Origin of the sequence: Micromonospora sp. WMMA1949 (assembly GCF_027460145.1) — a bacterium.
In the GTDB taxonomy this organism is placed as follows: Bacteria; Actinomycetota; Actinomycetes; order Mycobacteriales; family Micromonosporaceae; genus Micromonospora.
In genome coordinates, this window is record NZ_JAPZBG010000001.1 from 3,753,749 (window position 1) to 3,775,724 (window position 21,976).

General features: G+C 71.1%; 24 protein-coding genes. 19 read left to right on the forward strand and 5 right to left on the reverse strand.

Annotated features, from left to right (window positions below; all coding sequences use genetic code 11):
- Nucleotides 1-16: 16 nt before the first annotated feature.
- The 14 genes from glyA (at nucleotide 17) to O7607_RS17810 (ending at nucleotide 12,560) form a co-directional block, all read left to right on the forward strand.
- On the forward strand, nucleotides 17-1,303 hold the full coding sequence (glyA, locus tag O7607_RS17745; protein WP_269704357.1) for a serine hydroxymethyltransferase: 1,287 nt from the start codon (nucleotides 17-19) through the stop codon (nucleotides 1,301-1,303).
- The gene (locus tag O7607_RS17750; protein ID WP_269704358.1) at nucleotides 1,300-1,737 is read left to right on the forward strand and encodes a hypothetical protein; all 438 of its coding nucleotides are present in this window, start codon (nucleotides 1,300-1,302) and stop codon (nucleotides 1,735-1,737) included. Before glyA ends, O7607_RS17750 begins: the two co-directional genes overlap by 4 nt.
- Before the next feature lie 159 nt (nucleotides 1,738-1,896).
- On the forward strand, nucleotides 1,897-2,118 hold the full coding sequence (locus O7607_RS17755; RefSeq protein ID WP_269704359.1) for a hypothetical protein: 222 nt from the start codon (nucleotides 1,897-1,899) through the stop codon (nucleotides 2,116-2,118).
- A gap of 42 nt (nucleotides 2,119-2,160) precedes the next feature.
- Nucleotides 2,161-2,940 (forward strand): F0F1 ATP synthase subunit A, encoded by a 780-nt coding sequence (atpB, locus tag O7607_RS17760; RefSeq protein WP_030504732.1) that lies wholly within the window; start codon nucleotides 2,161-2,163, stop codon nucleotides 2,938-2,940.
- A 93-nt stretch (nucleotides 2,941-3,033) separates the two neighbouring features.
- A complete protein-coding gene (gene atpE, locus O7607_RS17765) occupies nucleotides 3,034-3,258 on the forward strand; it encodes an ATP synthase F0 subunit C (protein ID WP_018789141.1) in 225 nt (74 codons plus the stop codon).
- A 29-nt stretch (nucleotides 3,259-3,287) separates the two neighbouring features.
- Nucleotides 3,288-3,815, forward strand: a complete 528-nt coding sequence (locus O7607_RS17770) for a F0F1 ATP synthase subunit B (protein WP_030504731.1) — start codon at nucleotides 3,288-3,290, stop codon at nucleotides 3,813-3,815.
- Nucleotides 3,815-4,636 (forward strand): F0F1 ATP synthase subunit delta, encoded by an 822-nt coding sequence (locus O7607_RS17775; protein WP_269704360.1) that lies wholly within the window; start codon nucleotides 3,815-3,817, stop codon nucleotides 4,634-4,636. Before O7607_RS17770 ends, O7607_RS17775 begins: the two co-directional genes overlap by 1 nt.
- 86 nt (nucleotides 4,637-4,722) lie before the next feature.
- On the forward strand, nucleotides 4,723-6,375 hold the full coding sequence (gene atpA / locus O7607_RS17780; protein WP_269704361.1) for a F0F1 ATP synthase subunit alpha: 1,653 nt from the start codon (nucleotides 4,723-4,725) through the stop codon (nucleotides 6,373-6,375).
- A gap of 4 nt (nucleotides 6,376-6,379) precedes the next feature.
- On the forward strand, nucleotides 6,380-7,309 hold the full coding sequence (locus O7607_RS17785; RefSeq protein WP_269704362.1) for a F0F1 ATP synthase subunit gamma: 930 nt from the start codon (nucleotides 6,380-6,382) through the stop codon (nucleotides 7,307-7,309).
- A complete protein-coding gene (gene atpD / locus O7607_RS17790) occupies nucleotides 7,309-8,754 on the forward strand; it encodes a F0F1 ATP synthase subunit beta (protein ID WP_269704363.1) in 1,446 nt (481 codons plus the stop codon). Before O7607_RS17785 ends, atpD begins: the two co-directional genes overlap by 1 nt.
- Nucleotides 8,755-8,969: 215 nt before the next feature.
- A complete protein-coding gene (locus tag O7607_RS17795; protein WP_269704364.1) occupies nucleotides 8,970-10,115 on the forward strand; it encodes an LCP family protein in 1,146 nt (381 codons plus the stop codon).
- 109 nt (nucleotides 10,116-10,224) lie between these two features.
- Nucleotides 10,225-10,503, forward strand: a complete 279-nt coding sequence (locus O7607_RS17800; protein ID WP_013288251.1) for a F0F1 ATP synthase subunit epsilon — start codon at nucleotides 10,225-10,227, stop codon at nucleotides 10,501-10,503.
- A gap of 12 nt (nucleotides 10,504-10,515) precedes the next feature.
- Nucleotides 10,516-10,971 carry a DUF2550 domain-containing protein gene (locus O7607_RS17805; RefSeq protein WP_269704365.1) on the forward strand — a complete coding sequence of 152 codons (456 nt, stop codon included), beginning with the start codon at nucleotides 10,516-10,518 and terminating at the stop codon, nucleotides 10,969-10,971.
- 1,013 nt (nucleotides 10,972-11,984) lie between these two features.
- On the forward strand, nucleotides 11,985-12,560 hold the full coding sequence (locus O7607_RS17810; RefSeq protein WP_269704366.1) for a hypothetical protein: 576 nt from the start codon (nucleotides 11,985-11,987) through the stop codon (nucleotides 12,558-12,560).
- A 46-nt stretch (nucleotides 12,561-12,606) separates the two neighbouring features.
- Here the strand turns inward: O7607_RS17810 and O7607_RS17815 are convergent, their stop codons facing one another.
- On the reverse strand, nucleotides 12,607-13,023 hold the full coding sequence (locus tag O7607_RS17815) for a VOC family protein (RefSeq protein WP_269704367.1): 417 nt from the start codon (nucleotides 13,021-13,023) through the stop codon (nucleotides 12,607-12,609).
- The gene (locus O7607_RS17820) at nucleotides 12,999-13,571 is read right to left on the reverse strand and encodes a cob(I)yrinic acid a,c-diamide adenosyltransferase (RefSeq protein WP_013475364.1); all 573 of its coding nucleotides are present in this window, start codon (nucleotides 13,569-13,571) and stop codon (nucleotides 12,999-13,001) included. The genes O7607_RS17815 and O7607_RS17820 overlap by 25 nt, the downstream gene beginning before the upstream one ends.
- On the opposite strand from O7607_RS17820, the gene murA reads away from it, so the two are divergent.
- Together murA and O7607_RS17830 are read left to right on the forward strand one after the other, a co-directional pair.
- A complete protein-coding gene (gene murA / locus O7607_RS17825; RefSeq protein WP_269704368.1) occupies nucleotides 13,570-14,991 on the forward strand; it encodes a UDP-N-acetylglucosamine 1-carboxyvinyltransferase in 1,422 nt (473 codons plus the stop codon). The genes O7607_RS17820 and murA overlap by 2 nt on opposite strands.
- Nucleotides 14,992-15,060: 69 nt before the next feature.
- Nucleotides 15,061-15,909, forward strand: coding sequence for a 3-hydroxyacyl-CoA dehydrogenase family protein (locus O7607_RS17830; RefSeq protein WP_135241796.1), 849 nt, complete (start codon nucleotides 15,061-15,063; stop codon nucleotides 15,907-15,909).
- Nucleotides 15,910-15,949: 40 nt separating this feature from the next.
- On the opposite strand, the gene O7607_RS17835 is transcribed toward O7607_RS17830, so the two are convergent.
- The 3 genes from O7607_RS17835 to O7607_RS17845 form a co-directional block, all read right to left on the reverse strand.
- The gene (locus O7607_RS17835) at nucleotides 15,950-16,759 is read right to left on the reverse strand and encodes an alpha/beta hydrolase (protein ID WP_269704369.1); all 810 of its coding nucleotides are present in this window, start codon (nucleotides 16,757-16,759) and stop codon (nucleotides 15,950-15,952) included.
- Nucleotides 16,760-16,845: 86 nt separating this feature from the next.
- Nucleotides 16,846-17,691, reverse strand: a complete 846-nt coding sequence (locus O7607_RS17840) for an ABC transporter permease (RefSeq protein ID WP_269704370.1) — start codon at nucleotides 17,689-17,691, stop codon at nucleotides 16,846-16,848.
- On the reverse strand, nucleotides 17,688-18,536 hold the full coding sequence (locus O7607_RS17845) for an ABC transporter ATP-binding protein (RefSeq protein ID WP_269704371.1): 849 nt from the start codon (nucleotides 18,534-18,536) through the stop codon (nucleotides 17,688-17,690). The genes O7607_RS17840 and O7607_RS17845 overlap by 4 nt, the downstream gene beginning before the upstream one ends.
- Before the next feature lie 86 nt (nucleotides 18,537-18,622).
- Here O7607_RS17845 and O7607_RS17850 point away from each other — a divergent pair, with 86 nt between their 5' ends.
- The 3 genes from O7607_RS17850 to O7607_RS17860 are packed head-to-tail and all read left to right on the forward strand — an operon-like array spanning nucleotide 18,623 to nucleotide 21,974.
- Nucleotides 18,623-19,147 (forward strand): PadR family transcriptional regulator, encoded by a 525-nt coding sequence (locus tag O7607_RS17850; protein ID WP_269704372.1) that lies wholly within the window; start codon nucleotides 18,623-18,625, stop codon nucleotides 19,145-19,147.
- Nucleotides 19,144-19,824, forward strand: coding sequence for an ABC transporter ATP-binding protein (locus O7607_RS17855; protein WP_269704373.1), 681 nt, complete (start codon nucleotides 19,144-19,146; stop codon nucleotides 19,822-19,824). Before O7607_RS17850 ends, O7607_RS17855 begins: the two co-directional genes overlap by 4 nt.
- A complete protein-coding gene (locus O7607_RS17860; RefSeq protein WP_269704374.1) occupies nucleotides 19,821-21,974 on the forward strand; it encodes an FtsX-like permease family protein in 2,154 nt (717 codons plus the stop codon). The genes O7607_RS17855 and O7607_RS17860 overlap by 4 nt, the downstream gene beginning before the upstream one ends.
- The last annotated feature ends 2 nt before the right edge of the window (nucleotides 21,975-21,976 follow it).

A 21,976-nucleotide genomic window follows, 5' to 3' on the forward strand; every position in this document is an offset into this window, starting at 1 on the left:
CGTAGACTCCTTCGCTGTGGAGAACGCGAGGGATACCTTCTGGGGGCCGGACTTCCAGCAGCTCAGTGCCGTCGACCCGGAGATCGCCGAGGTGGTGCTGGGTGAGCTGGACCGGCTGCGCGGCGGCCTGCAGTTGATCGCCAGCGAGAACCTGACCTCGCCCGCGGTGCTGGCCGCGCTGGGTTCCACGCTCACCAACAAGTACGCCGAGGGCTACCCGGGCCGGCGCTACTACGGCGGCTGCGCCGAGGTGGACCGGGCCGAGGAGCTGGCCGTCTCCCGGGCGAAGGACCTGTTCGGCGCCGAGCACGCGAACGTCCAGCCGCACTCCGGGGCGAGCGCCAACCTGGCCGCGTACGCCGCCCTGGTGCAGCCGGGTGACACGGTGCTGGCCATGGACCTGCCGCACGGCGGGCACCTGACCCACGGCAGCCGGGTGAACTTCTCCGGCAAGTGGTTCCACCCGGTCGGCTACACCGTCCGGCGGGACACCGGGACGATCGACTACGACGAGGTACGCGACCTGGCCCGCGCGCACCGGCCGAAGATGATCATCTGCGGCGCGACCGCGTACCCGCGCCTGATCGACTTCGCCCGCTTCCGGGAGATCGCCGACGAGGTCGACGCGTACCTGATGGTGGACGCCGCCCACTTCATCGGCCTGGTGGCCGGCGGCGCGATCCCGTCCCCGGTGCCGTACGCCGACGTGGTCACCGCGACCACCCACAAGGTGCTGCGCGGCCCGCGCGGCGGCATGATCCTCTGCCGGGAGCCGCTGGCGGCCCGGATCGACAAGGCGGTCTTCCCGTTCACCCAGGGTGGCCCGCTGATGCACGCCGTCGCGGCCAAGGCGGTCGCGCTGCGCGAGGCCGCGCAGCCGGAGTTCCGCACGTACGCCGCCCAGGTGGTCGCCAACGCCCGCGCGCTCGCCGACGGGCTGGCCGCGGAGGGGCTGCCGCCGGTCTCCGGCGGCACCGACACCCACCTGGCCCTGCTCGACCTGCGGGAGACCGGCGTGACCGGCGCCGAGGCCGAGGCCCGCTGCGACGCCGCCGGCATCACGCTGAACAAGAACGCGATCCCGTACGACCCGCAGCCGCCGATGGTGGCCTCCGGCATCCGCGTGGGTACGCCGAGCGTGACCACCCAGGGCATGCGCGAGGGGGAGATGCGCCGGATCGCGGGGCTGATCGGGCGCGCGGTCCGCACCGATCCGGCCGCTCCCGGTGGCGCCGACGCGCTGGCCGAGGTGGCCCGCGAGGTCACCGAGCTGGTCGCCGCCTTCCCGGCGTACCCCCGATGACGGCGCCACGGGCGGGTGAGCCCGGCGCGATCCGGTCCCGGCTGAACCACCTGCGCCTACCGTTGCTGGCGTGCGCGGCCCTCGCGGTGGTGGGGGTGCCGGCGGCGGCGCTGCTGCGCGGCCCGACCGGGGCGGCCGGCTTCGCGGCCGGGGTGGCGCTGGTGATCGTCAGCTACCTGATCTCCAGCCTCTCGGTGGCCTGGGCGGACGCCATCCACCCACGGATGATCATGTCGGTCGGGTTGGTCACCTACGCCACCAAGATCGTGATCCTGGGCGTGGTGATGGCCGCCGTGGCGGCCACCGGCTGGCCCGGTCTGCCGGACATGGGCGTGGCGATCATCGCGGCCGTGGTGGCGTGGACCGGCGCCCACCTGACCTGGGCGATGAGATCACCGCTGCCCACATTCGAGCGTCGCGACGACATCGAGTGACTTTGCGGAATCGTGTCCGGTACGGCGGGTGCCCTGACGGGCGCGACAGGAGTAACGTGGCGCCAGGTTGACGCGCCCGCAGTACGGCCCGCACGCTGCCCGCAGTGTGGGGGGTGCCGCACATCCCCGCGCGCCCCTGCTGATATTGTTCGCCACGTCATGGCCGATGACCCCCACTCCCACAAGTCCGACGAGCACTCGTCGGAGGGTGTGGCAGGCGCCGTCGTGGGTTACCTGCTCGCCGGCATTCTGGTGTGGGGTGGCCTCGGCTGGTTGGCGGAACGCTTCTTCGGTCTGCCAGCCGGCATCGGGGTCGCCGTCGGCATGATGCTCGGCGCGGCCGGGGCGATCTACCTGATCATGAAGAGGCTCAGTGCCTGAGTTCCGGCACACGCGGGTCTGTTGAGTGCGGAGGATGACACGGTGAGCGGACAGCTGGTCGTCGCCCAGGACCTTCCCTGGCCCCCCAGCGTCGGGGATTTCTACCCGCCGAACGTGGCCGGCCCCTGGGTCACCAAGTTCAGCATCATGATCTGGATCGCCGTCGCGCTGCTGATCATCTTCTTCGTGGCCGCGTACCGGAAGCCGAAGCTGGTGCCGGGCAAGGGCCAGTGGGCCGCCGAGGCGGTCTACGGGCTGGTCCGGGACAACATCGCCCGTGAGCAGATGGGCAACGCGGGCATCCGCTTCGCGCCCTACCTCACCGTGCTGTTCAGCTTCATCCTGCTGACCAACATCTTCAGCATCGTGCCCGGCCTGCAGATCTCGCCGAACTCGCACATCGCGTTCCCGATCGTGCTCGCCGCCATCTCGTACGTCATGTACAACTACGTCGGCGTCCGCAAGCACGGCCTCGGCAAGTACCTCAAGCAGAGCCTCATCCTGCCCGGCGTGCCGTGGCCGATGCACTTCCTGCTGATTCCGATCGAGTTCCTGCAGAACTTCGTCGTCCGGCCGGTCACCCTGGCACTGCGGCTCTTCGCCAACATGTTCGCCGGCCACCTGCTCCTGCTGGTCTTCACCGTCGGCGGCTTCGTGATGCTCGGGTCGAGCAGCGTCTTCGTCCAGGCGACCTCGGTCTTCTCCTTCGCGATGGCGATCGTGATGGCCTTCTTCGAGGCGCTGGTTGCGGTGCTGCAGGCATACGTCTTCGTCACGCTGAGCGCCAACTACATCGGCACGTCGCTGGCCGACGAGCACTGAGATCCGGCTCGGCGGGCACCCGGCCCGGCCAAGCATCTGGTACCGACCGCGTACACGTGAGCCCTCACGTGTGAACTAGGAGGAATACCCGCAATGAACGTTCTTGCCGAGATCGGTGGCAACGTCAACACCATCGGCTACGGCCTCGCCGCCATCGGCCCCGGTATCGGTGTGGCTCTGGTCTTCGCGGCCTACATCCAGTCGAGCGCTCGCCAGCCCGAGTCGGCCGGCTACAACCGCACCTGGCTGGTGCTGGGCTTCGCCCTGGTCGAGGCGCTGGCGCTGTTCGGCCTGGTGCTCGCCTTCGCCGTTAGCTGACGCGAGCTCTCCCGATCCGGAGGTCTGACATGTATCTCGCCGCCGAAGGCGCGCACAATCCGATCTTGCCGATCTGGCAGGAGATGGTCGTCGGAACGATCTCCTTCGCCCTGCTCGTCTTCGTCCTGCTGAAGTTCGTCATGCCCCGCATGGAGGCGATGTACCAGGCGCGGGTCGACGCGATCGAGGGTGGCATCAAGCGCGCCGAGGCGGCCCAGGCCGAGGCGAACAAGCTGCTCGAGCAGTACCGGGCCCAGCTCGCGGAGGCGCGTACCGACGCCGCCAAGATCCGCGACGACGCGCGGGCCGACGCCGACGGCATCCGCCAGGACATCCTCGCCAAGGCGCGTGAGGAGTCCGACCGGATCATCGCCGCCGGCAAGGAGCAGCTCGCCGCCGAGCGGGCCACCATCGTGCGCGAGCTGCGTACCGAGGTGGGCACCATCGCGGTGGACCTGGCCAGCAAGATCGTCGGTGAGTCGCTCGCCGACGAGGCGCGTCGCAAGGGCACCGTCGACCGGTTCCTGAGCGGTCTCGAGAGCACGGGGGCCCGCTGATGCAGGCCGCCAGCCGGGAGTCGTACCGGGCCGGGGCCGAGCGCCTCGACGCGTACGTCCGCGGCGCGGAGCCGTCGGCGGTGGCCTCCACCGCCGACGACATCCTCTCCGTCGCCGACCTGCTGCGGCGCGAGCCGCGGCTGCGCCGGGCGCTCTCCGACCCGGCCCGGGCCGGGTCGGACCGCTCCGGTCTGCTCGGTGACATGCTGCGCGGCCGGATCGGCGCGGAAGCGCTCGACCTGCTCGCGTCGCTGGTGTCCGGCCGCTGGTCGAACTCGTCCGAGCTGCTCGACGGCGTCGAGCGCCTCGGCGTGGAAGCGCTGCTCGCCAGCGCGGACCTGTCCGGAGACCTGGGCGAGGTGGAGGACGAGCTGTTCCGCTTCGGGCAGGTCGTCGGTGGTTCCGCCGAGCTGTCGAACGCGCTCTCCGACCCGATGGCCTCGGTCGAGCGGCGGGCCGAACTGGCCCGGCAGTTGCTCGCCGGCAAGGCCCAGCCGGTCACCGTCAGCCTCGTCGAGGCCGCGCTCGCCGGCTTCGGGGGACGCTCCTTCACCGGTGCGCTCACCCGGCTGGTCGAGCTGGCCGCCGACCGGCGGGACCGTCAGGTCGCGTACGTGACCGTGGCGTCCCCGCTGACCGAGGAGGAGGAACGACGCCTCGGTGCCCGCCTCTCGGAGATGTACGGTCGGGAGGTCTCCGTCAAGCAGACGGTCGACTCCGACGTGCTCGGGGGGGCACGCGTACGGGTCGGCTCCGACCTGTACGACGGCACCGTCCTGCGCCGCCTCAACGAGACCCGCAACGCGCTCGCGAAGCGCTGACCAGCGTCTTAGCAGCCCTGATTCGACGCCATCGGACCGGCCGGTACTAGGTATCCCGGGCCCTGAGATACTTAAGGAAGCAGAGGATGGCCGAGCTGACCATCTCGACGGAGGAGATCCGCGGCGCCCTGGAGCGCTACGTCTCCTCCTACACGGCCGACGTCTCCCGCGAGGAGGTCGGCACCGTCGCCGACGCCGGTGACGGCATCGCCCACGTCGAGGGCCTTCCCTCGACCATGACCAACGAGCTCCTGGAGTTCGAGGACGGCACGCTCGGTGTGGCGCTGAACCTCGACGTCCGGGAGATCGGTGTCGTCGTCCTCGGTGACTTCGGCGGGATCGAAGAGGGTCAGCGCGTCAAGCGCACCGGCCGGGTGCTCTCGGTGCCGATCGGTGACGCGTTCCTCGGTCGCGTGGTCAACGCGCTCGGCGAGCCGATCGACGGCCTCGGTGACATCGCCAACGAGGGCTACCGCGAGCTGGAGCTCCAAGCCCCGAACGTGATGTCCCGCAAGTCGGTCGACGAGCCGCTGCAGACGGGCATCAAGGCCGTCGACGCGATGACCCCGATCGGCCGCGGCCAGCGCCAGCTGATCATCGGTGACCGGAAGACGGGCAAGACCACCGTCGCCCTGGACACCATCCTCAACCAGCGCGAGAACTGGCGCTCCGGCGACCCGAAGAAGCAGGTCCGCTGCATCTACGTCGCGATCGGCCAGAAGGCCTCCACCATCGCCTCCATCAAGGGGACGCTGGAGGAGGCGGGCGCGATGGAGTACACCACCATCGTCGCCTCCCCGGCCTCCGACCCGGCCGGCTTCAAGTACCTCGCCCCCTACACCGGCTCGTCCATCGGGCAGCACTGGATGTACGGCGGCAAGCACGTCCTGATCGTCTTCGACGACCTGAGCAAGCAGGCCGAGGCGTACCGCGCCGTGTCGCTGCTGCTGCGCCGCCCGCCGGGCCGCGAGGCCTACCCGGGTGACGTCTTCTACCTGCACTCGCGTCTGCTGGAGCGCTGCGCCAAGCTCTCCGACGAGCTGGGCGGCGGCTCGATGACCGGTCTGCCGATCATCGAGACCAAGGCGAACGACATCTCGGCGTTCATCCCGACCAACGTCATCTCCATCACCGACGGCCAGATCTTCCTGGAGACCGACCTGTTCAACCAGGGCGTCCGGCCGGCTATCAACGTCGGCACCTCGGTCTCCCGGGTCGGTGGCGCCGCGCAGGTGAAGCCGATGAAGAAGGTCGCCGGCTCGCTGCGGCTGAACTTGGCCCAGTTCCGCGAGCTGGAGGCGTTCGCCGCCTTCGCCTCCGACCTGGACCGGGCCTCCCGGGCCCAGCTGGACCGCGGTTCCCGCCTGGTCGAGCTGCTCAAGCAGCCGAACTACTCGCCGTACCCGGTGCAGGAGCAGGTCGTCTCCGTCTGGGCCGGCACCGAGGGCAAGCTGGACGACGTCCCGGTCGGCGAGGTCCGCCGCTTCGAGTCGGAGTTCCTGCAGTACCTGCGGCACAAGCACGAGGGCATCCTGGCCTCGATCGCGGACAACAAGTGGGGCGACGACATCATCGCCTCGCTCGACTCCGCGATCACCGAGTTCAAGCAGCTCTTCCTGGGCAAGGAGGACGAGGTCCGGGTCAACGACGCGCCGGCCAAGCCGCTGGAGGGCGAGCCGTCCCGCGAGACGGTGACCCGCTTCCGCGACGGCGCCACCGACCGCCCGGCCGAGAGCTGATCCGATGGCCGCCCAGGTACGCGTTCTCCGGCAGCGGATCCGTTCCGCCAAGGGGATGAAGAAGATCACCAAGGCGATGGAGCTCGTCGCGACGAGCCGCATCGCCAAGGCCCAGGCCAAGGTGGCGGCCTCGCTGCCGTACGCCGAGGCGATCACCGGCGTGCTGACGGCGCTGGCCTCGAACGCGCGGATCGACCACCCGCTGCTCACCCCGCGCGAGCGGGTGCGGCGGGCGGGCGTCCTGCTGGTGACGGCCGACCGGGGTCTGGCCGGTGGCTACAGCTCGAACGCGATCCGGACCGCCGAGTCGCTGAGCGCCCGGCTGCGCGCCGACGGCAAGGAGCCGGTGCTCTACGTCATCGGCCGCAAGGGCGTGGCGTACTACCGGTTCCGCAGCCGGCAGATCGCCGGAAGCTGGACCGGCTTCTCCGAGCAGCCGACGTTCGCCGACGCCCGCGAGGTCGGTGACACGCTGATCAAGGCGTTCACCGCCGGCGCGGACGACGTGGACGGGGATGCCGGCGCCGACGGGATCCTCGGCGTGGACGAGCTGCACATCGTCTACACCGAGTTCAAGTCCCTGATGACGCAGAACCCGGTGACCCGGATCATCGGCCCGATGCAGGTCGAGGACCGGCCGCGGACCGAGGGCGCGCTGCCGGCGTACGAGTTCGAGCCGGAGCCGGAGTCGCTGCTCGACGCCCTGCTGCCGAAGTACATCAACACGCGGATCTTCGCGGCGTTGCTGGAGTCGGCGGCCAGCGAGTCGGCTGCCCGCCGGCGGGCGATGAAGAGCGCCACCGACAACGCCGAAGAGATGATCGAGAAGTACACGCGCGAGATGAACTCGGCCCGTCAGGCCGGGATCACCCAGGAGATCAGTGAGATCGTCGGCGGCGCGAACGCGCTGGCCGCGTCGGGAAGTGAAGTGTGATGACTGTATCCGCAGTTGAGACCAAGACGGCCACGGGTCGCGTGGTCCGGGTCATCGGCCCGGTCGTCGACGCCGAGTTCCCGCGCGACGCCATGCCGGAGCTGTTCAACGCTCTGCAGGTCGACGTGACCCTCTCCGGTGGTGAGAAGACGCTGACCCTGGAGGTCGCCCAGCACCTGGGCGACAACCTGGTCCGCGCCATCTCGATGCAGCCGACCGACGGTCTGGTTCGCGGTGCCGACGTGCGTGACACCGGGGCGCCGATCAGCGTGCCGGTGGGCGACGCGGTCAAGGGCCACGTGTTCAACGCGATCGGCGAGTGCCTCAACCTCACCGAGGGCGAGACGATCGAGGCCGACGACCGGTGGGGCATCCACCGCAAGGCCCCGGCCTTCGCGGACCTGGAGCCGAAGACCGAGATGCTGGAGACCGGCATCAAGGTCATCGACCTGCTCGCCCCGTACGTCAAGGGCGGCAAGATCGGCCTGTTCGGCGGCGCGGGCGTGGGCAAGACGGTGCTCATCCAGGAGATGATCACCCGGGTGGCCCGGAACTTCGGTGGTACCTCGGTCTTCGCCGGCGTGGGTGAGCGCACCCGCGAGGGCAACGACCTCATCGCCGAGATGACCGAGTCGGGCGTCATCGACAAGACCGCGCTGGTCTACGGCCAGATGGACGAGCCGCCGGGCACCCGCCTGCGGGTCGCGCTGTCCGCCCTGACCATGGCGGAGTACTTCCGTGACGTGAAGAAGCAGGAGGTGCTGCTCTTCATCGACAACATCTTCCGCTTCACCCAGGCCGGTTCCGAAGTGTCCACGCTGCTCGGCCGTATGCCGAGCGCCGTGGGTTACCAGCCGACCCTGGCCGACGAGATGGGCGAGCTCCAGGAGCGGATCACCTCCGTCCGGGGCCAGGCCATCACCTCGATGCAGGCGATCTACGTGCCCGCCGACGACTACACCGACCCGGCGCCGGCCACCACGTTCGCCCACCTCGACGCGACCACCAACCTGGAGCGGTCGATCTCCGACAAGGGCATCTACCCGGCCGTGGACCCGCTGGCGTCCTCGTCCCGGATCCTCGCCCCGGAGTTCGTCGGCGAGGAGCACTTCGCCGTCGCCACCGAGGTGAAGCGGATCCTGCAGCGCTACAAGGACCTGCAGGACATCATCGCCATCCTCGGTATCGAGGAGCTCTCCGAGGAGGACAAGCTCACCGTCGGCCGCGCCCGCCGGATCGAGCGGTTCCTCTCGCAGAACACGTACGCGGCGGAGCAGTTCACCGGCGTTCCCGGCTCGACGGTCCCGATCGCCGAGACCATCGACGCCTTCCGCCGAATCAGCGAGGGGGAGTTCGACCACTTCCCGGAGCAGGCGTTCTTCATGTGCGGCGGCCTGGAGGACCTCAAGGCCAAGGCCAAGGAACTGATGGACGAGGAGGGCTGAGAGCCCGCTCACACCCACGGAGGCCGTCCCGGCGAAAGCCGGGGCGGCCTCCGCCTTTTCGGGCCGGTGCACTACCAGATGCCCGGTTGTCCAGCAAGCAGTTCGCCGAATCGCGCGGTACCGTTCCTGACACGACTTCACATCCCGGCCGTTGATCTCTGCAACCAAACGGACCCCCGCGCCCGTCTTCCTACCCGTGGGCGCGACGATTGGAGATGCTCGTGGGTGGTAAGGGCGGCGCGGATCGCGGGAAGCGGTCCATGTGGCGCGGCGTGCCTCGGTGGGCCCGCGTCTGCACGATCCTGGGCATCGTCATGGTGGTGCTCAGCGGCTCCGTGCTGATCGGCTCCCGCGCCCTGGTCGCCCGCTACGAGGGATCGGTGGGCAAGGCCGACCTCTTCGGTGACCAGGCCGCCGGCGCCAACGAGAAGAAGAGCGACATCAAGGGCCCGCTCAACATCCTGCTCGTCGGTGTGGACCCCCGGACGTCGACCGCCCGCCCGCTGGCCGACTCGATCATGGTCCTGCACGTGCCCGCCACCATGGACCGCGGCTATCTCTTCTCGCTCCCGCGCGACCTGCGGGTCGATATCCCGGCCTTCCCCAAGGCCGACTACGCGGGCGCCAACGACCGGCTCAACGCGGCCATGTCGCACGGCAGCAACGTGCCGGGGCAGAACCCCAGCACCGCACAGGGCTTCGAGCTGCTCGCCCTGACCGTGCAGAAGGTCACCGGTATCAAGCGCTTCGACGCCGGGGCGATTATTAACTTCAGCGGGTTCAAGAAGATCGTCGACGCCATGGGCGGTGTCGACATGTACATCGAGCGGGAGGTGCGCTCCGAGCACCTCCAGCCGGACGGCACCCCGCGCCAGCTCCGGCCCGGCGGCGGGGGCTACCTCGGCCCGCAGGCGGTGTACAAGAAGGGCAACGCCCACCTCAAGGGCTGGCAGGCGCTGGACTACGTCCGGCAGCGCTACCCGAAGAACGGCGTACCGGACGGCGACTACGGCCGGCAGCGGCACCAGCAGCAGTTCGTCAAGGCGATGGCGAGCCAGGCGTTCAGCGCCGACGTGGTGACCAACCCCGTCAAGCTGGACCGGGTGCTGCGCGCGGCCGGCAAGTCGCTGGTCTTCAACGGGCGCGGCAACAGCGTGGTGGACTTCGGGCTGGCCCTCAAGGACATCCGTCCCGACGCGATCGAGACGATCAAGCTGCCGGGTGGGGGGATCGGCACCGGCAGCAACTACCGGGGTGAGCAACTGCTCGAACCGGCGGAGGACTTCTTCACCGCCCTGCGTACCGAACAGCTCGACGCTTTCCTGTTGGAGCACCCCGACTTCGTGCAGAAGACCAAGTAGCCTGAGCGGGTGCGGGGCCGTGGTGGTCCGGCTCTCACCACCCGCGTTGGGTGGGCTGCGGGGGCGCGACTAGACTTTCGGCAATCCGCCGCCGCAGCAAGGAGACAGCGTGGCACAGCAGCTTCACGTCGAGCTCGTAGCCGTCGAGGAGAAGGTCTGGACCGGCGAGGCCGAGATGGTCGTCGCCCGGACGACCGAGGGTGAGCTCGGTGTGCTGCCGGGGCACGCGCCTCTGCTCGGCCAGCTCGCCGAACCCAGCCAGGTACGCATCAAGCAGGCCGGCGGCCAGCAGATCGCGTACGACGTGGCCGGCGGCTTCCTGTCGGTGACCGGTGAGGGCGTCACGGTCCTCGCCGAGAGCGCAACCCCCGCCACCCCGGCCCGCTGAGCCGACCCGCCGATGGAGATCGTCGAAGGGATCGGAATCGGCGTCGCGATCGTCGTCGTCGCGCTTCTGATCCTCTTCATCCGGCGGGCCCTGTTCATGCGTAGCGGTGGCATCATCCGGCTGAGCGTCCGGGTCAACACGATCCTCGACGGTCGTGGCTGGTCACCCGGGTTCGGTCGCTTCGTGGGCGACGAACTCCGCTGGTACCGCATGTTCAGCTTCGCGCTGCGCCCCAAGCGGGTGCTCTCCCGCAAGGGGCTGGCGGTCGAGCGCCGCCGCCTGCCCGAGGGGCAGGAGCGCATGTCCATGCCGGCCGAGTGGGTGATCCTGCGCTGTACCAGCCACCACGCGCCGATCGAGATCGCGATGGCGCGATCCACGGTCACCGGATTCCTGTCCTGGCTCGAGGCCGCCCCACCCGGGGCGGTCTCGCCGCGTCTGGCCTCCCAGGACTGGCCCGCCGCCTGACCCCCACCCTCCTCGCCGCCCCTCCCCGGTTCACGGGGGCCGTGCCGGGGCACCTCCGCTGACGCCGCACCCCTCCCCGGCGTCGCCCGCGATCTTGCACTTGGAGCCCCGGCAAACCTCGTAAACGGGACGCCCGGAGGGCTCGAACTGCAAGATCGCGCGGCCAGTCGTGCGAGCGTCCGGCGGCGGCGCGCTCCTCGCACCGAGCCGGCCTCGCTCGGGCCGACCTCGCTCGGGTCGGCCCCCTCTCGGGCCAGCCCCGCCCTGCGTCAGTCCCGCCCAGGCCAGCTCTGACCGGCCGGCCCCGCCTGGGTCGGGTCGATCATGAACTTGGCGGCATGTGGTGTCCGATTTGTCGCCGCTAACCTCATGATCGACGGCCCGGGGGCGGGTGGTGGTGCCATCCGTGCACGCGAGCCCGCCCATGCGCCCTCCGCCGCCTCGGCGACCGAGCCAGCCGTAGATCTTGGTACGAAACGGCCCCCATGAGGGCACTTTCGTACCAAGATCTACGGCTGTTCCTGGAATGCGGACATGTGTCTCAATTGATGGGAGACGCGCTGGCGGAGGGCTCCGAGGTGCTCTGAGGTGCGGGAGGTCGGGGGCGGGAGGTCGGGAGTGCCGGGCAGCATTGCCGGTTCGGCGTGTGGGTGGTGCCGGGTCCGGGCGTGTGGGCGTGCGTGTCCGGTTCGGGGTGGTGGGCGGCACTCTGACGGCGGAATCGTCGGGGGGTGGGTGGCGTTGTAACCGGGTGAACGACGGAGCACCGGACCCGCCCCTGATGGGCCGCACGGTCTGCGGGAACAGACGTGGCCGGCTGGTCGTTGAGTACGGTTCCGGTGACGTGAGCCGGCCCGGGAATGATGCCGGGTGGCCGGTCGTTGGACATGCTTCCGGCGCCGCGTAGAGGCCCCCGCCCCGCGAGCAGCCGAGAACCCCCTTGAAGACTTTGAGCGCCTGACGGTGCCCACGCATCCCCCCGGGTGCGTTGACCCCCGAATGGAGCACATGTGATGAACACGATTCTGCGTAAGAGCGTTCTGGGTATTGCTGGTCTGGCTTTCACCGGTGGCGTGTTCGCCGGTCCGGTCGCCGCCCACGCGGCGGACACCACCGCGCACGCGAAGCCGGTCACGGCGACGGTGCAGGGTGACAAGCTGATCCCGCACGGTGTGCAGGGCGCCCAGTCGCGCATCGAGCTGAACGACGAGCAGACCGCGAACGTGAAGGCGATCATCGCGGCGACGAAGAAGGCCGGCATGGACGAGCGTGCCGCGGTGGTGTCGATCGCGACGGCGTTGCAGGAGTCGAAGCTGGAGAACCTGGGTCACCTGGGTGACCGTAACGACCACGACTCGCAGGGCCTGTTCCAGCAGCGCCCCTCGAGCGGCTGGGGCACGGTGGAGCAGATCACCGACCCCGAGTACTCCACCACGGCGTTCCTGAAGGGTCTGAAGCAGGTTGACGGCTGGCAGGACATGCCGCTGACCAAGGCCGCCCAGACGGTCCAGGTCTCGGCCTACCCGGACCACTACGCCCAGTGGGAGCAGCAGGCCGCTGACCTGGTCGCCGAGCACTGGAACAAGTAAGACACAGCGAAAGGCCGGCACCCCGAACAACGGGGTGCCGGCCTTTTCACGTCTGCGCGACCAGCTCGACCTCGTACCCCTGCCCGTCGGTCAGGTAGGCGGCGTAGCTGTCCGGGCCGCCCGCGTGCGGGTGCCGGTCCGGGAACAGCAGCGTCCAGCCGTACCCCGGGGCGGTGGCGACCAGGCGCTCGACGGCGGGCGGCGGGCCGGCGTGGAAGGCCAGGTGGTTCAGGCCGGGCGCACACCTGTCGTGGGTGCGGCCGGTGAGCGCCGGTGACTGCTCCAGCACGAGGTAGGTCGCGCCGAGGCGCCAGGAGCGGCCGGCGGGCCAGTCCTGGTACGGCGTCCAGCCCAGCTCGCCGAGAAGCCAGCCCCAGGAACGACTGGCGGCCGCCAGGTCGGGTACCCACACCTCCACGTGATGGAGGCCGCCGATGGTCAGCGCTTCCCGCCCGGAACCCATAGCACGTCGCCGTCCGGATTTGCCGTTCTTGACAGGATAAAGAGCAAATCGGAGAGCCGGTTGAGATACTTGGCCGGGAGGGGACTGGTCCGATCGGGGTCGTGTGCGACCAGCGCCCATGCCGCACGCTCTGCGCGCCGGGCGGTCGTCCGTGCCACGTGCAGCAGTGCCGCACCAGCGGTGCCGCCGGGGAGGATGAAGGAGTCGAGCTTGCTCAGGCGCGCGTTGTACTCGTCGCACCAGCCCTCGAGGCGCTCGACGTACTCCTCGGTCACCCGCAGCGGCGGGTACTTCGGGTCCGGCTCCACCGGCGTCGCCAGGTCCGCGCCGACGTCGAACATGTCGTTCTGTACGGACTCCAGCACCGCTCGCAGCTCGTCGGAGAGCTGCCCCAGGGCGAGCGCCACGCCGATGGAGGCGTTGCACTCGTCCACGTCCGCGTACGCGGCGATACGCGGATCGGTCTTCGGCACCTGCTCGTTGTTGCTCAGCCTGGTCATGCCGGCGTCGCCGGCCTTGGTGTAGATGCGCGTGAGGTGGACGGCCATGACGCACAGCCTACGGATACCGGACCTGACCATCCCGGCCCGGCCGAGTCCGGTGGGGCCGGGGGACGCGAGCGATCCGGCGCTCAGCGACGTCGACGTCATCCGGGTACGCGGTGACGCCCGGCTCGACGGCACCGTGCACGTGGTGGGTGCGAAGAACTCCGCGCTGAAACTGATGGCCGCCGCGCTGCTCGCGCCCGGCCGCAGCCTGATCACCAACGTGCCCCGGATCACCGACATCGCGATCATGGGCGAGGTGCTGCGGCGGCTCGGTTGCGGCGTACGCTTCGGCCCGGACGACCCGGTCGACCCGATGGTGGCCCACGGCGGTGTGGAGCGGTCCCGTTCGGTGCTCATCGACGTGCCGGAGCGGCCGGGCGCGGAGGCCGACTACGACCTGGTCCGCCGGCTGCGCGCGTCGATCTGCGTGCTCGGCCCCCTGCTGGCCCGGCGGGGGTACGTGCGGGTGGCGCACCCGGGCGGCGACGCCATCGGCTCGCGCGGCCTGGACATGCACATCGCCGGGCTGGCCCGGATGGGCGCGGAGATCTCCGGTGAGCACGGCTTCGTCATCGCCGAGGCCCCGGGCGGGCTGCACGGCGCGGACATCGTGCTGGACTTCCCGAGCGTGGGCGCGACCGAGAACCTGGTCATGGCGGCGGTGCTGGCCCGGGGCGCCACGACGATCGACAACGCGGCCCGGGAGCCGGAGATCGTCGACATCTGCACCATGCTGAACACCATGGGCGCGCGGATCGAGGGGGCCGGCACCTCGACGCTGCACATCGTCGGCGTACCCGACCTGCGGCCGGTCCGCCATGCCACGGTGGGGGACCGGATCGTGGCCGGCACCTGGGCGTTCGCCGCCGCGATGACCCGCGGCGACGTGACGGTGACCGGCCTGGACCCGGCGTACCTGGCGGTCGCGCTGGACAAGCTGGTCGCGGCCGGCGGCCTGGTCGAGACGCGGGGCGACGCCTTCCGGGTACGGATGGACGACCGCCCCCGGGCGGTCGACGTGGTGACGCTGCCGTACCCGGGCTTCGCCACCGACCTGCTGCCGATGGCGATCGGGCTGGCGGCCGTCAGCGAGGGCGGCTCGCTGATCACCGAGAACATCTTCGACGGCCGGTTCATGTTCGCCAACGAGATGATGCGGCTGGGCGCGGAGATCCGTACCGACGGCCACCACGCGCTGGTGTGCGGCCGGGAGCGGCTGTCCGGCGCCCCGGTACGCGCCACCGACATCCGGGCCGGTGCCGGCCTGATCATCGCCGGGCTCTGCGCCGACGGGCTGACCGAGGTCTCGCACGTGCACCACGTCGACAGGGGCTACCCGGACTTCGTGGCCGACCTGCGGGCGCTCGGCGTCGAGGTGGAACGCGGCACCGCGCCGGAGGAGCCGGACCTGGCCATCTGACGGCCGACGCTTATCCCTCGTTAAGTAGGGTTCTGGCAGACGTTGCAGAACACGGCGAGGGAGAAGCAGATGGCGGGTCGACTCGCGGTCGTCGGTGCCGGGCTGATGGGCTCGGGCATCGCCCAGGTGGCGGCGCAGGCGGGCTGGCAGGTGACGCTGCGCGACATCGACGACGCGGCCACGAAGCGCGGTGTGGACGGCATCCGGAAGTCGCTGACGAAGTTCGCCGAGAAGGGCAAGATCGAGGCGTCCGACGTCGAGGCGACGCTGGGCCGGATCACGCCGACCACCGACCTGGAGGCCGCCGCCGACGCGGACATCGTGGTCGAGGCGGTCTTCGAGAAGATCGAGATCAAGCACGAGGTGTTCCGCGCGCTCGACAAGATCTGCAAGGCGGACGCGGTGCTCGCCACCAACACGTCGGCCATCCCGGTGACCCAGATCGCCACCGCCACCGAGCGCCCGGAGTCGGTCGTCGGCACGCACTTCTTCTCGCCGGTGCCGATGATGAAGCTCTGCGAGCTGGTACGCGGTTACAAGACCAGCGACGCGACCATGGACACGGTGAAGTCGTTCGCCGAGGGGATCGGCAAGACCGTGGTGGTCGTCAACCGGGACATCGCCGGTTTCGTCACCACCCGGCTGATCTGCGCGCTGGCGATGGAGGCGGTCAAGCTCGTCGAGTCCGGCGTGATCTCCGCCGAGGACCTGGACACCGCCTGCAAGCTGGGCTTCGGCCACGCCATGGGCCCGCTCGCCACCGTCGACCTGACCGGCGTGGACGTGCTCCTGAACGCCACCCGCAACATCTACACGGACACCGCGGACGAGAAGTTCTTCCCGCCGGAGCTGCTCCAGCGCATGGCCACCGCCGGCGACCTGGGCCGCAAGACCGGCCAGGGCTTCTACTCGTACTGACCGGCCCGTCCCGCCCCCGGCCCGCGCGGCCGGGGGCGGTTCACGTCCGGGGCAGGCTGAGCGCGGTGCCGATCAGCGCGAACGCGTCCGGGATGACAGTGCCCCAGTAGCCGAAGTTGTGCCGCCCGTCGGCCCAGGCGGCGCGTACCGGCTCCTCGGGCAGCACCCGGGCCAGCGCCCGGACATCCTTGAGGAAGTTGTCCTGCCGCCCGCACCACAGCCCCACCGGGGTGCCGCGCAGCTTCTCCACGCCGGTGAAGACCGCGTCGCCGGGGCTCACCGCGGGGGAGAAGGCCGCCGCCATCCGCAGCCACTTCGGGTACGTCTCGGCCAGCAGCAACGCGCCGAAACCGCCCATCGACCAGCCCCACACGGCCAGCCGGCTGCTGTCGAAACCGCGCCGGGCGCACCAGGTGGGCACCTCCTCGCGCACCATCCGCTGCGGATCGTCGTCACCGGCGGCGCGCCAGGACAGCCGCCCACCGGTGGCGCCCGCGAGCGCGAACGGCGGGGCGCCCCGGCGTACCGCGTCGGTGAGGAAGCGGGCCAGCCCGAACCGGCCGTAGTCGCGCGGGGTGGCCGACGCGCCGTGCAGCACCAGGCAGACGGGCAGGCCGCGGCCGTCGCCGTACCCCTCGGGCACCGCCGTCCAGAAGTCCACCTCGCGGCCCCGCGCGCCGGACGCGATGCGGATCAGCCGTTCGTCGCCGGCCGGGGCGTCCGGCAGGGCCGGTGCCGGCCCTGGGCGGGGGCCGGTCAGTTGCCGGGCGGCCAGGCCGCCGACCACCGCGGCGCCGGCCACGCCGGCGGCGGCGCCGAGCAGGGTACGCCGGGTCAGCGTCGATGCCATGCGGGCGAGTGTGCCACCGCCGGGCGCGCGTTAAGAAGGGGCCCTTCCTCTACCGCAGGCGTTAAGAGGGGGCCCTTCCTTACACCTCAGCCGTCGCGCTTGGTGGTCCAGCGGAACGTGGTCAGGCACAGCACCAGGCCGATGACGCACCAGGCGCCCAGGACCAGCGCGACGGTGCCCAGCTCGAACGAGCCGCCCGGCTCCCGGGTGCCGAAGCTGTCCGGCAGGAAGACCGAGCGCAGCCCCTGGCACATCCACTTGAGCGGGAAGATCGCCGCGACCTGCTGCATCCAGGTGGGCAGGCTGGTGAAGACGAAGAACACGCCGGAGATGAACTGGAGGACCAGCGCGACCGGGGTGACCACCGCCGAGCCGCTGCGCGCGGTACGGGCCAGCGACGAGATGGCGATGCCGCAGAGCGTGCAGGCGGTGACGCCGAGGACGGAGACCCAGGCGAACGTCAGCCACTTGGCGGTGGTCTGCGGCAGGTCCAGGTCGAACATCGCCACCGAGACGGCGAGCAGCAGCACGGTCTCGGCGATGCCGATGACCACCACCATGATCACCTTGCCGGCGAACCAGACCCACTTCGGCATCGGCGTACCGCGGTAGCGCTTGAGTACGCCCCGGTCCCGTTCGATCGGGATCCAGATGCCGAGGTTCTGGAAGCTGACGGTCATCAGGCCGGTCGCGATCATGCCGGTGATGAAGTACTGCGTGTAGCTGACCCCGGGCGCGATCTCGTCGCTGAAGATCGCCGCGAAGATCAGGATCATGATGATCGGGAAGCCCATCGTGAACACGACGGACTCCCGGCTGCGCAGGAACTGGGTGATCTCCAGCCGCCCCTGACGCAGCGCCAGCGCGCCCGCGCCGGGCCGCCGGGCCGCGGCGGCGGTGACCGGGGCCGCGGGGTTCGTCGTGGTGGTCATGAGTGTCCGATCATCCGCAGGTAGACGTCTTCCAGGGTCGGCCGGGTCACGGTGAGGCCGGGCACCTCGCCGCCGAAGCGCGCGGCCAGGTCGTACACCAGCGCCGTCGGCGTCGCGGTCTCCGCCGAGGCCGGTGTCCCGTCCGGGGTACGCCAGGAGACGGTCGCCAGCGACTCCTGCCGGTTGCCCAGCGCGTTCGGCGGTGCGACCTCGATCACCCGCCCGGCGGCGATCACGCCGACCCGGTCGGCGAGCGCCTCGGCCTCGTCCAGGTAGTGGGTGGTGAGCACGATCGTGGTGCCGGCGGCGGACAGGTCCCGGATCAGCTCCCAGAACTCGCGCCGGGCCTCCGGGTCGAAGCCGGTGGTCGGCTCGTCGAGGAAGAGCAGTTCGGGGCGGCCGATGATGCCCAGCGCCACGTCCAGGCGGCGCTTCTGCCCGCCGGAGAGCGTGTGCGTACGCGCCTTGGCCTTGGCGCCCAGCCCGACCCGCTCGACCACCTTGTCGGGGTCGTCGGCGCCCGGGTAGAAGCCGGAGAAGTGGCGGACCACCTCGATGACGCTGAGCTCGTCGAACTCGCCGGTGCCCTGGAGCACGATGCCGACCCGGGAGCGCCAGTCGGCGTCGGGGTGGGCGGGGTCGGCGCCGAGGACGCGCACCTCGCCGGCGTCGCGCTGCCGGTAGCCCTCCAGGATCTCGACAGTGGTGGTCTTGCCGGCGCCGTTGGGGCCGAGCAGGGCGAACACCTCGCCCCGCCGGACGTCCAGGTCCACCCCGGCCACGGCGACGTTGTCGCCGTACGCCTTGCGCAGCCCTCGCACGGAAATCGCGAGCTCGTTCTCCATGACGTCAAGTGTGCGTCGTGCAGCCGCCCGCTCCGCTGCCGGGTCAGCTATATACGCGAGGTATACACTCGGTGTATTCTCTGCTCATGACGGTTCCCCTGACCCTGCTCGGCCTGCTCGAACGCGAGCCGAGCCACGGCTACGACCTCAAGCGCGACTACGACACCTTCTTCGGGCGCGGCAAGCCCCTGCCGTACGGGCAGGTCTACTCGACGCTCAGCCGGCTGGCCCGCGACGGCAAGGTGGTGGTCGGCGACGTCGCTCCCGGTGCCGGGCCGGACCGCAAGCGCTACGTCATCACCGACCTGGGCGCCACCGAGGTGGAGCACTGGCTGACCGAGCCGGTCGAACCGGAACCGCACCTGCAGACCCTCCTGTTCACCAAGGTCGTGCTCGCGCTGATGCTCGACCGCCCGGCCGAGGAGTACCTGGACACCCAGCGCGCCGCGCACCTGCGCCGGATGCGCGAACTCACCGAGATCAAGCGCAGTGGCGAACTCGTCGACGTGATGCTGGCCGACCACGGCCTCTACCACCTCGAGGCGGACCTGCGGTGGATCGAGACGACGGGCGCCCGGCTGGAGGCCCTGAGAAAGGCGGTACGGCCATGAGCCCGATGATCGAGGCACGCGACGTCACGTACGCGTTCGGCGAGACACCCGCCCTGCGCGGCGCGAGCCTCGCCGTGGCGGCCGGCGAGGTCGTCGCCGTGATGGGACCGAGCGGGTCCGGCAAGTCGACGCTGCTGCACTGCCTGGCCGGCATCCTGCGTCCCGACTCCGGCGAGGTCCGGTTCGACGGCACCCGGATCGACACGCTCGGCGAGGCCGACCGCAGCGCCCTGCGCCGCGACAGCTTCGGCTTCGTCTTCCAGTTCGGCCAGCTCGTGCCGGAACTCACCGCGGCGGAGAACGTGGCGTTGCCGCTGCTGCTGCGCGGTGTCCGCCGCACTCCGGCGCTGCGCGCCGCGCAGGGCTGGTTCGAGCGGCTCGGCCTGGCCGGCATGGAGCACCGCCGCTCCGGGGAGCTGTCCGGTGGGCAGGCCCAGCGGGTCGCGCTGGCGCGCGGCCTGGTCGCCGAGCCGCGGGTGCTGTTCGCCGACGAGCCCACCGGCGCGCTCGACTCGCTCACCGGCGAGGAGGTGATGACGCTGCTGGTGGACGCCGCCCGCGAGAAGGGCACCACAGTCGTCCTGGTGACGCACGAGGCGCGCATCGCGGCGTACGCCGACCGGGAGGTCATGGTGCGCGACGGCCGGGTCAACGCCCCCGCCGGGGTCGCCTCGTGATCGGGCTGGCGCTCCGGCTCGCCGTCGCCGGTGGCCGGGAGGCGCTGCTCCGGCTGGTCGCCATCGCCGCCGCCGTCGCGGTGGGGACCGGGCTGCTGCTCACCACGCTCGCCGGTGTGCACGCCACCGACGCCCAGCTCACCCGCTACGCGTCGATGTACCCGCAGGAGACGGCGGGCGGGTCCGCCGACCCGCTGCTGTGGTCGACCCGGTTTGACTACTTCCAGGGCGATCAGATCGTTCGCATCGACGTCGCCGCGACCGGTCCGGACGCGCCCACGCCGGTCGGCGTTCCCCGCGTACCGGGGCCCGGCGAGTTCTACGCCTCCCCGGCGCTGCGGAAGCTGCTGGCGACCGCCCCCGCCGACCAGCTCGCCGACCGCTACCCGGGCCGGGACCTCGGCGAGGTCGGGCCGGTGGCGCTCACCTCGCCGGACACCCTGCTCGTCCTGGTCGGCGGCACACCCGAGCAGGTGGGCGGGCTGGACCAGGTCCGGAAGGTCACCCGGCTCGACGGCAACACCGCTCCGCTGCCGGGGGCGGCGGTGGACCTCATCCTCGGCGTGGTCGCGGGCGGCCTGCTGTTTCCCGTCCTCGTCTTCATCGGTACGGCGACCCGGCTCGGCGCCGCCCGCCGGGAGCAGCGGTTCGCGGCCATGCGGCTGGTCGGGGCCACGCCCCGGCAGATCTCGGCGGTCGCTGCCGTCGAGGCGGCGCTCGCGGCGGCGGCCGGCGCGGCGGCGGGCTTCGCGGTGTTCTTCGCGTTCCGCGGGCAGCTCGCCGGCATCCCGTTCACCGGCATGCCGTTCTTCCCGGACGACATGGCCCTCGGTGTACCCGAGGCCCTCGTGGTGGCGCTCGGCGTGCCGGCGGGCGCGGCGGCCGCGGCCTGGATCGCGCTGCGCCGGGTCCGGATCTCCCCGCTCGGCGTCACCCGCCGGGTCACGCCCCGGCCGCCCCGGGCGTACCGGCTGATCCCGCTCGCGCTCGGCCTGGCCGGGCTGGGCTTCGCCCTGGTGTACCGGCCCCCCACCTCGGACGGTCAGACCGCGTTGTTCCTGCCCGCGCTGTTGCTGGTCATGGTCGGGCTGATCGCGGGCGGGCCGTGGCTCACCATGGTCGGCGCCCGGGCGATGGCCGCTCGCGCCACCCGGCCCGCCGCGCTCATCGCCGCGCGCCGGCTCGCCGACAACCCGGCCGCCGGCTTCCGCGCGGTGGGCGGGGTGATGCTCGCGCTGTTCGTCACGACGGTGGCCGTGGGCGTGATGGGGACGATCGCGTACGAGCGCGGTCCCGCGCCCCAGGGCTCCCTGGAGGCCGGTCCGGTGTCGATGGTGCTGACGGACGACCCGCCGGTGCCCGGAACGCTGGTGGCCGACCTGGCCGCGATTCCCGGGGTCCGCAACCCGGTGCTCGTCCGGGAGAACCCGGTACGCGGTGACGGCCGCGACTCCGGCGTGATCGCCTGCGCGGACATCCCACCCGCGTACGGGCGGTGTGCCGCCGGGGCGAGCGTCGCCGAGGTGCCGCCGGACCTGATCCCCTGGCGGGAGTCCGCCTCGGCCGACCGGGTCTGGCCGTCGTCCCCGGTGGACCCGGCCGCGCTTCCCGGGCTGCCCGCCGGTTCGGTGGCGGTCGAGGCGGCGGACCCGGCCGCTGTCGAGCGGGTCCGGACGGTCCTCGAAGCCGCCTTCCCCACCTTCTTCGTGGCCCCGAACGTGCCGGGCGACTTCGAGGCCGACTTCGCCGACACCATGCGGGGCTGGCAGCGGCTGGCCGACCTCGTCGTGGTGACCGGTCTCGTGCTCGCCGGATGCAGCCTGGCGGTCGCGGTGGCGGCCGGCCTCAGTGAACGGAAGCGGCCGTTCAGCCTGCTGCGGCTCAGTGGCGCCCCGGTGCGGCTGCTGCGCCGGGTGGTAGCAGTGGAGAGCGTGGTGCCGCTGCTGACCGTCGCCGTGGTGGCGGTCGGGATGGGACTGGTCGCCGCGCAGCTGTTCCTGCGCGCGCAGATGGACTACGACCTGCGCCTACCGGGGATCGGGTTCGCCGCCGTGGTGGTCCTCGGCGTGCTGGGCTGCCTCGCGGTCGTCGCCGCCACCCTGCCGCTGCTGGAACGGATCACCGGTCCGGAGACCGCCCGCAGCGAGTGACC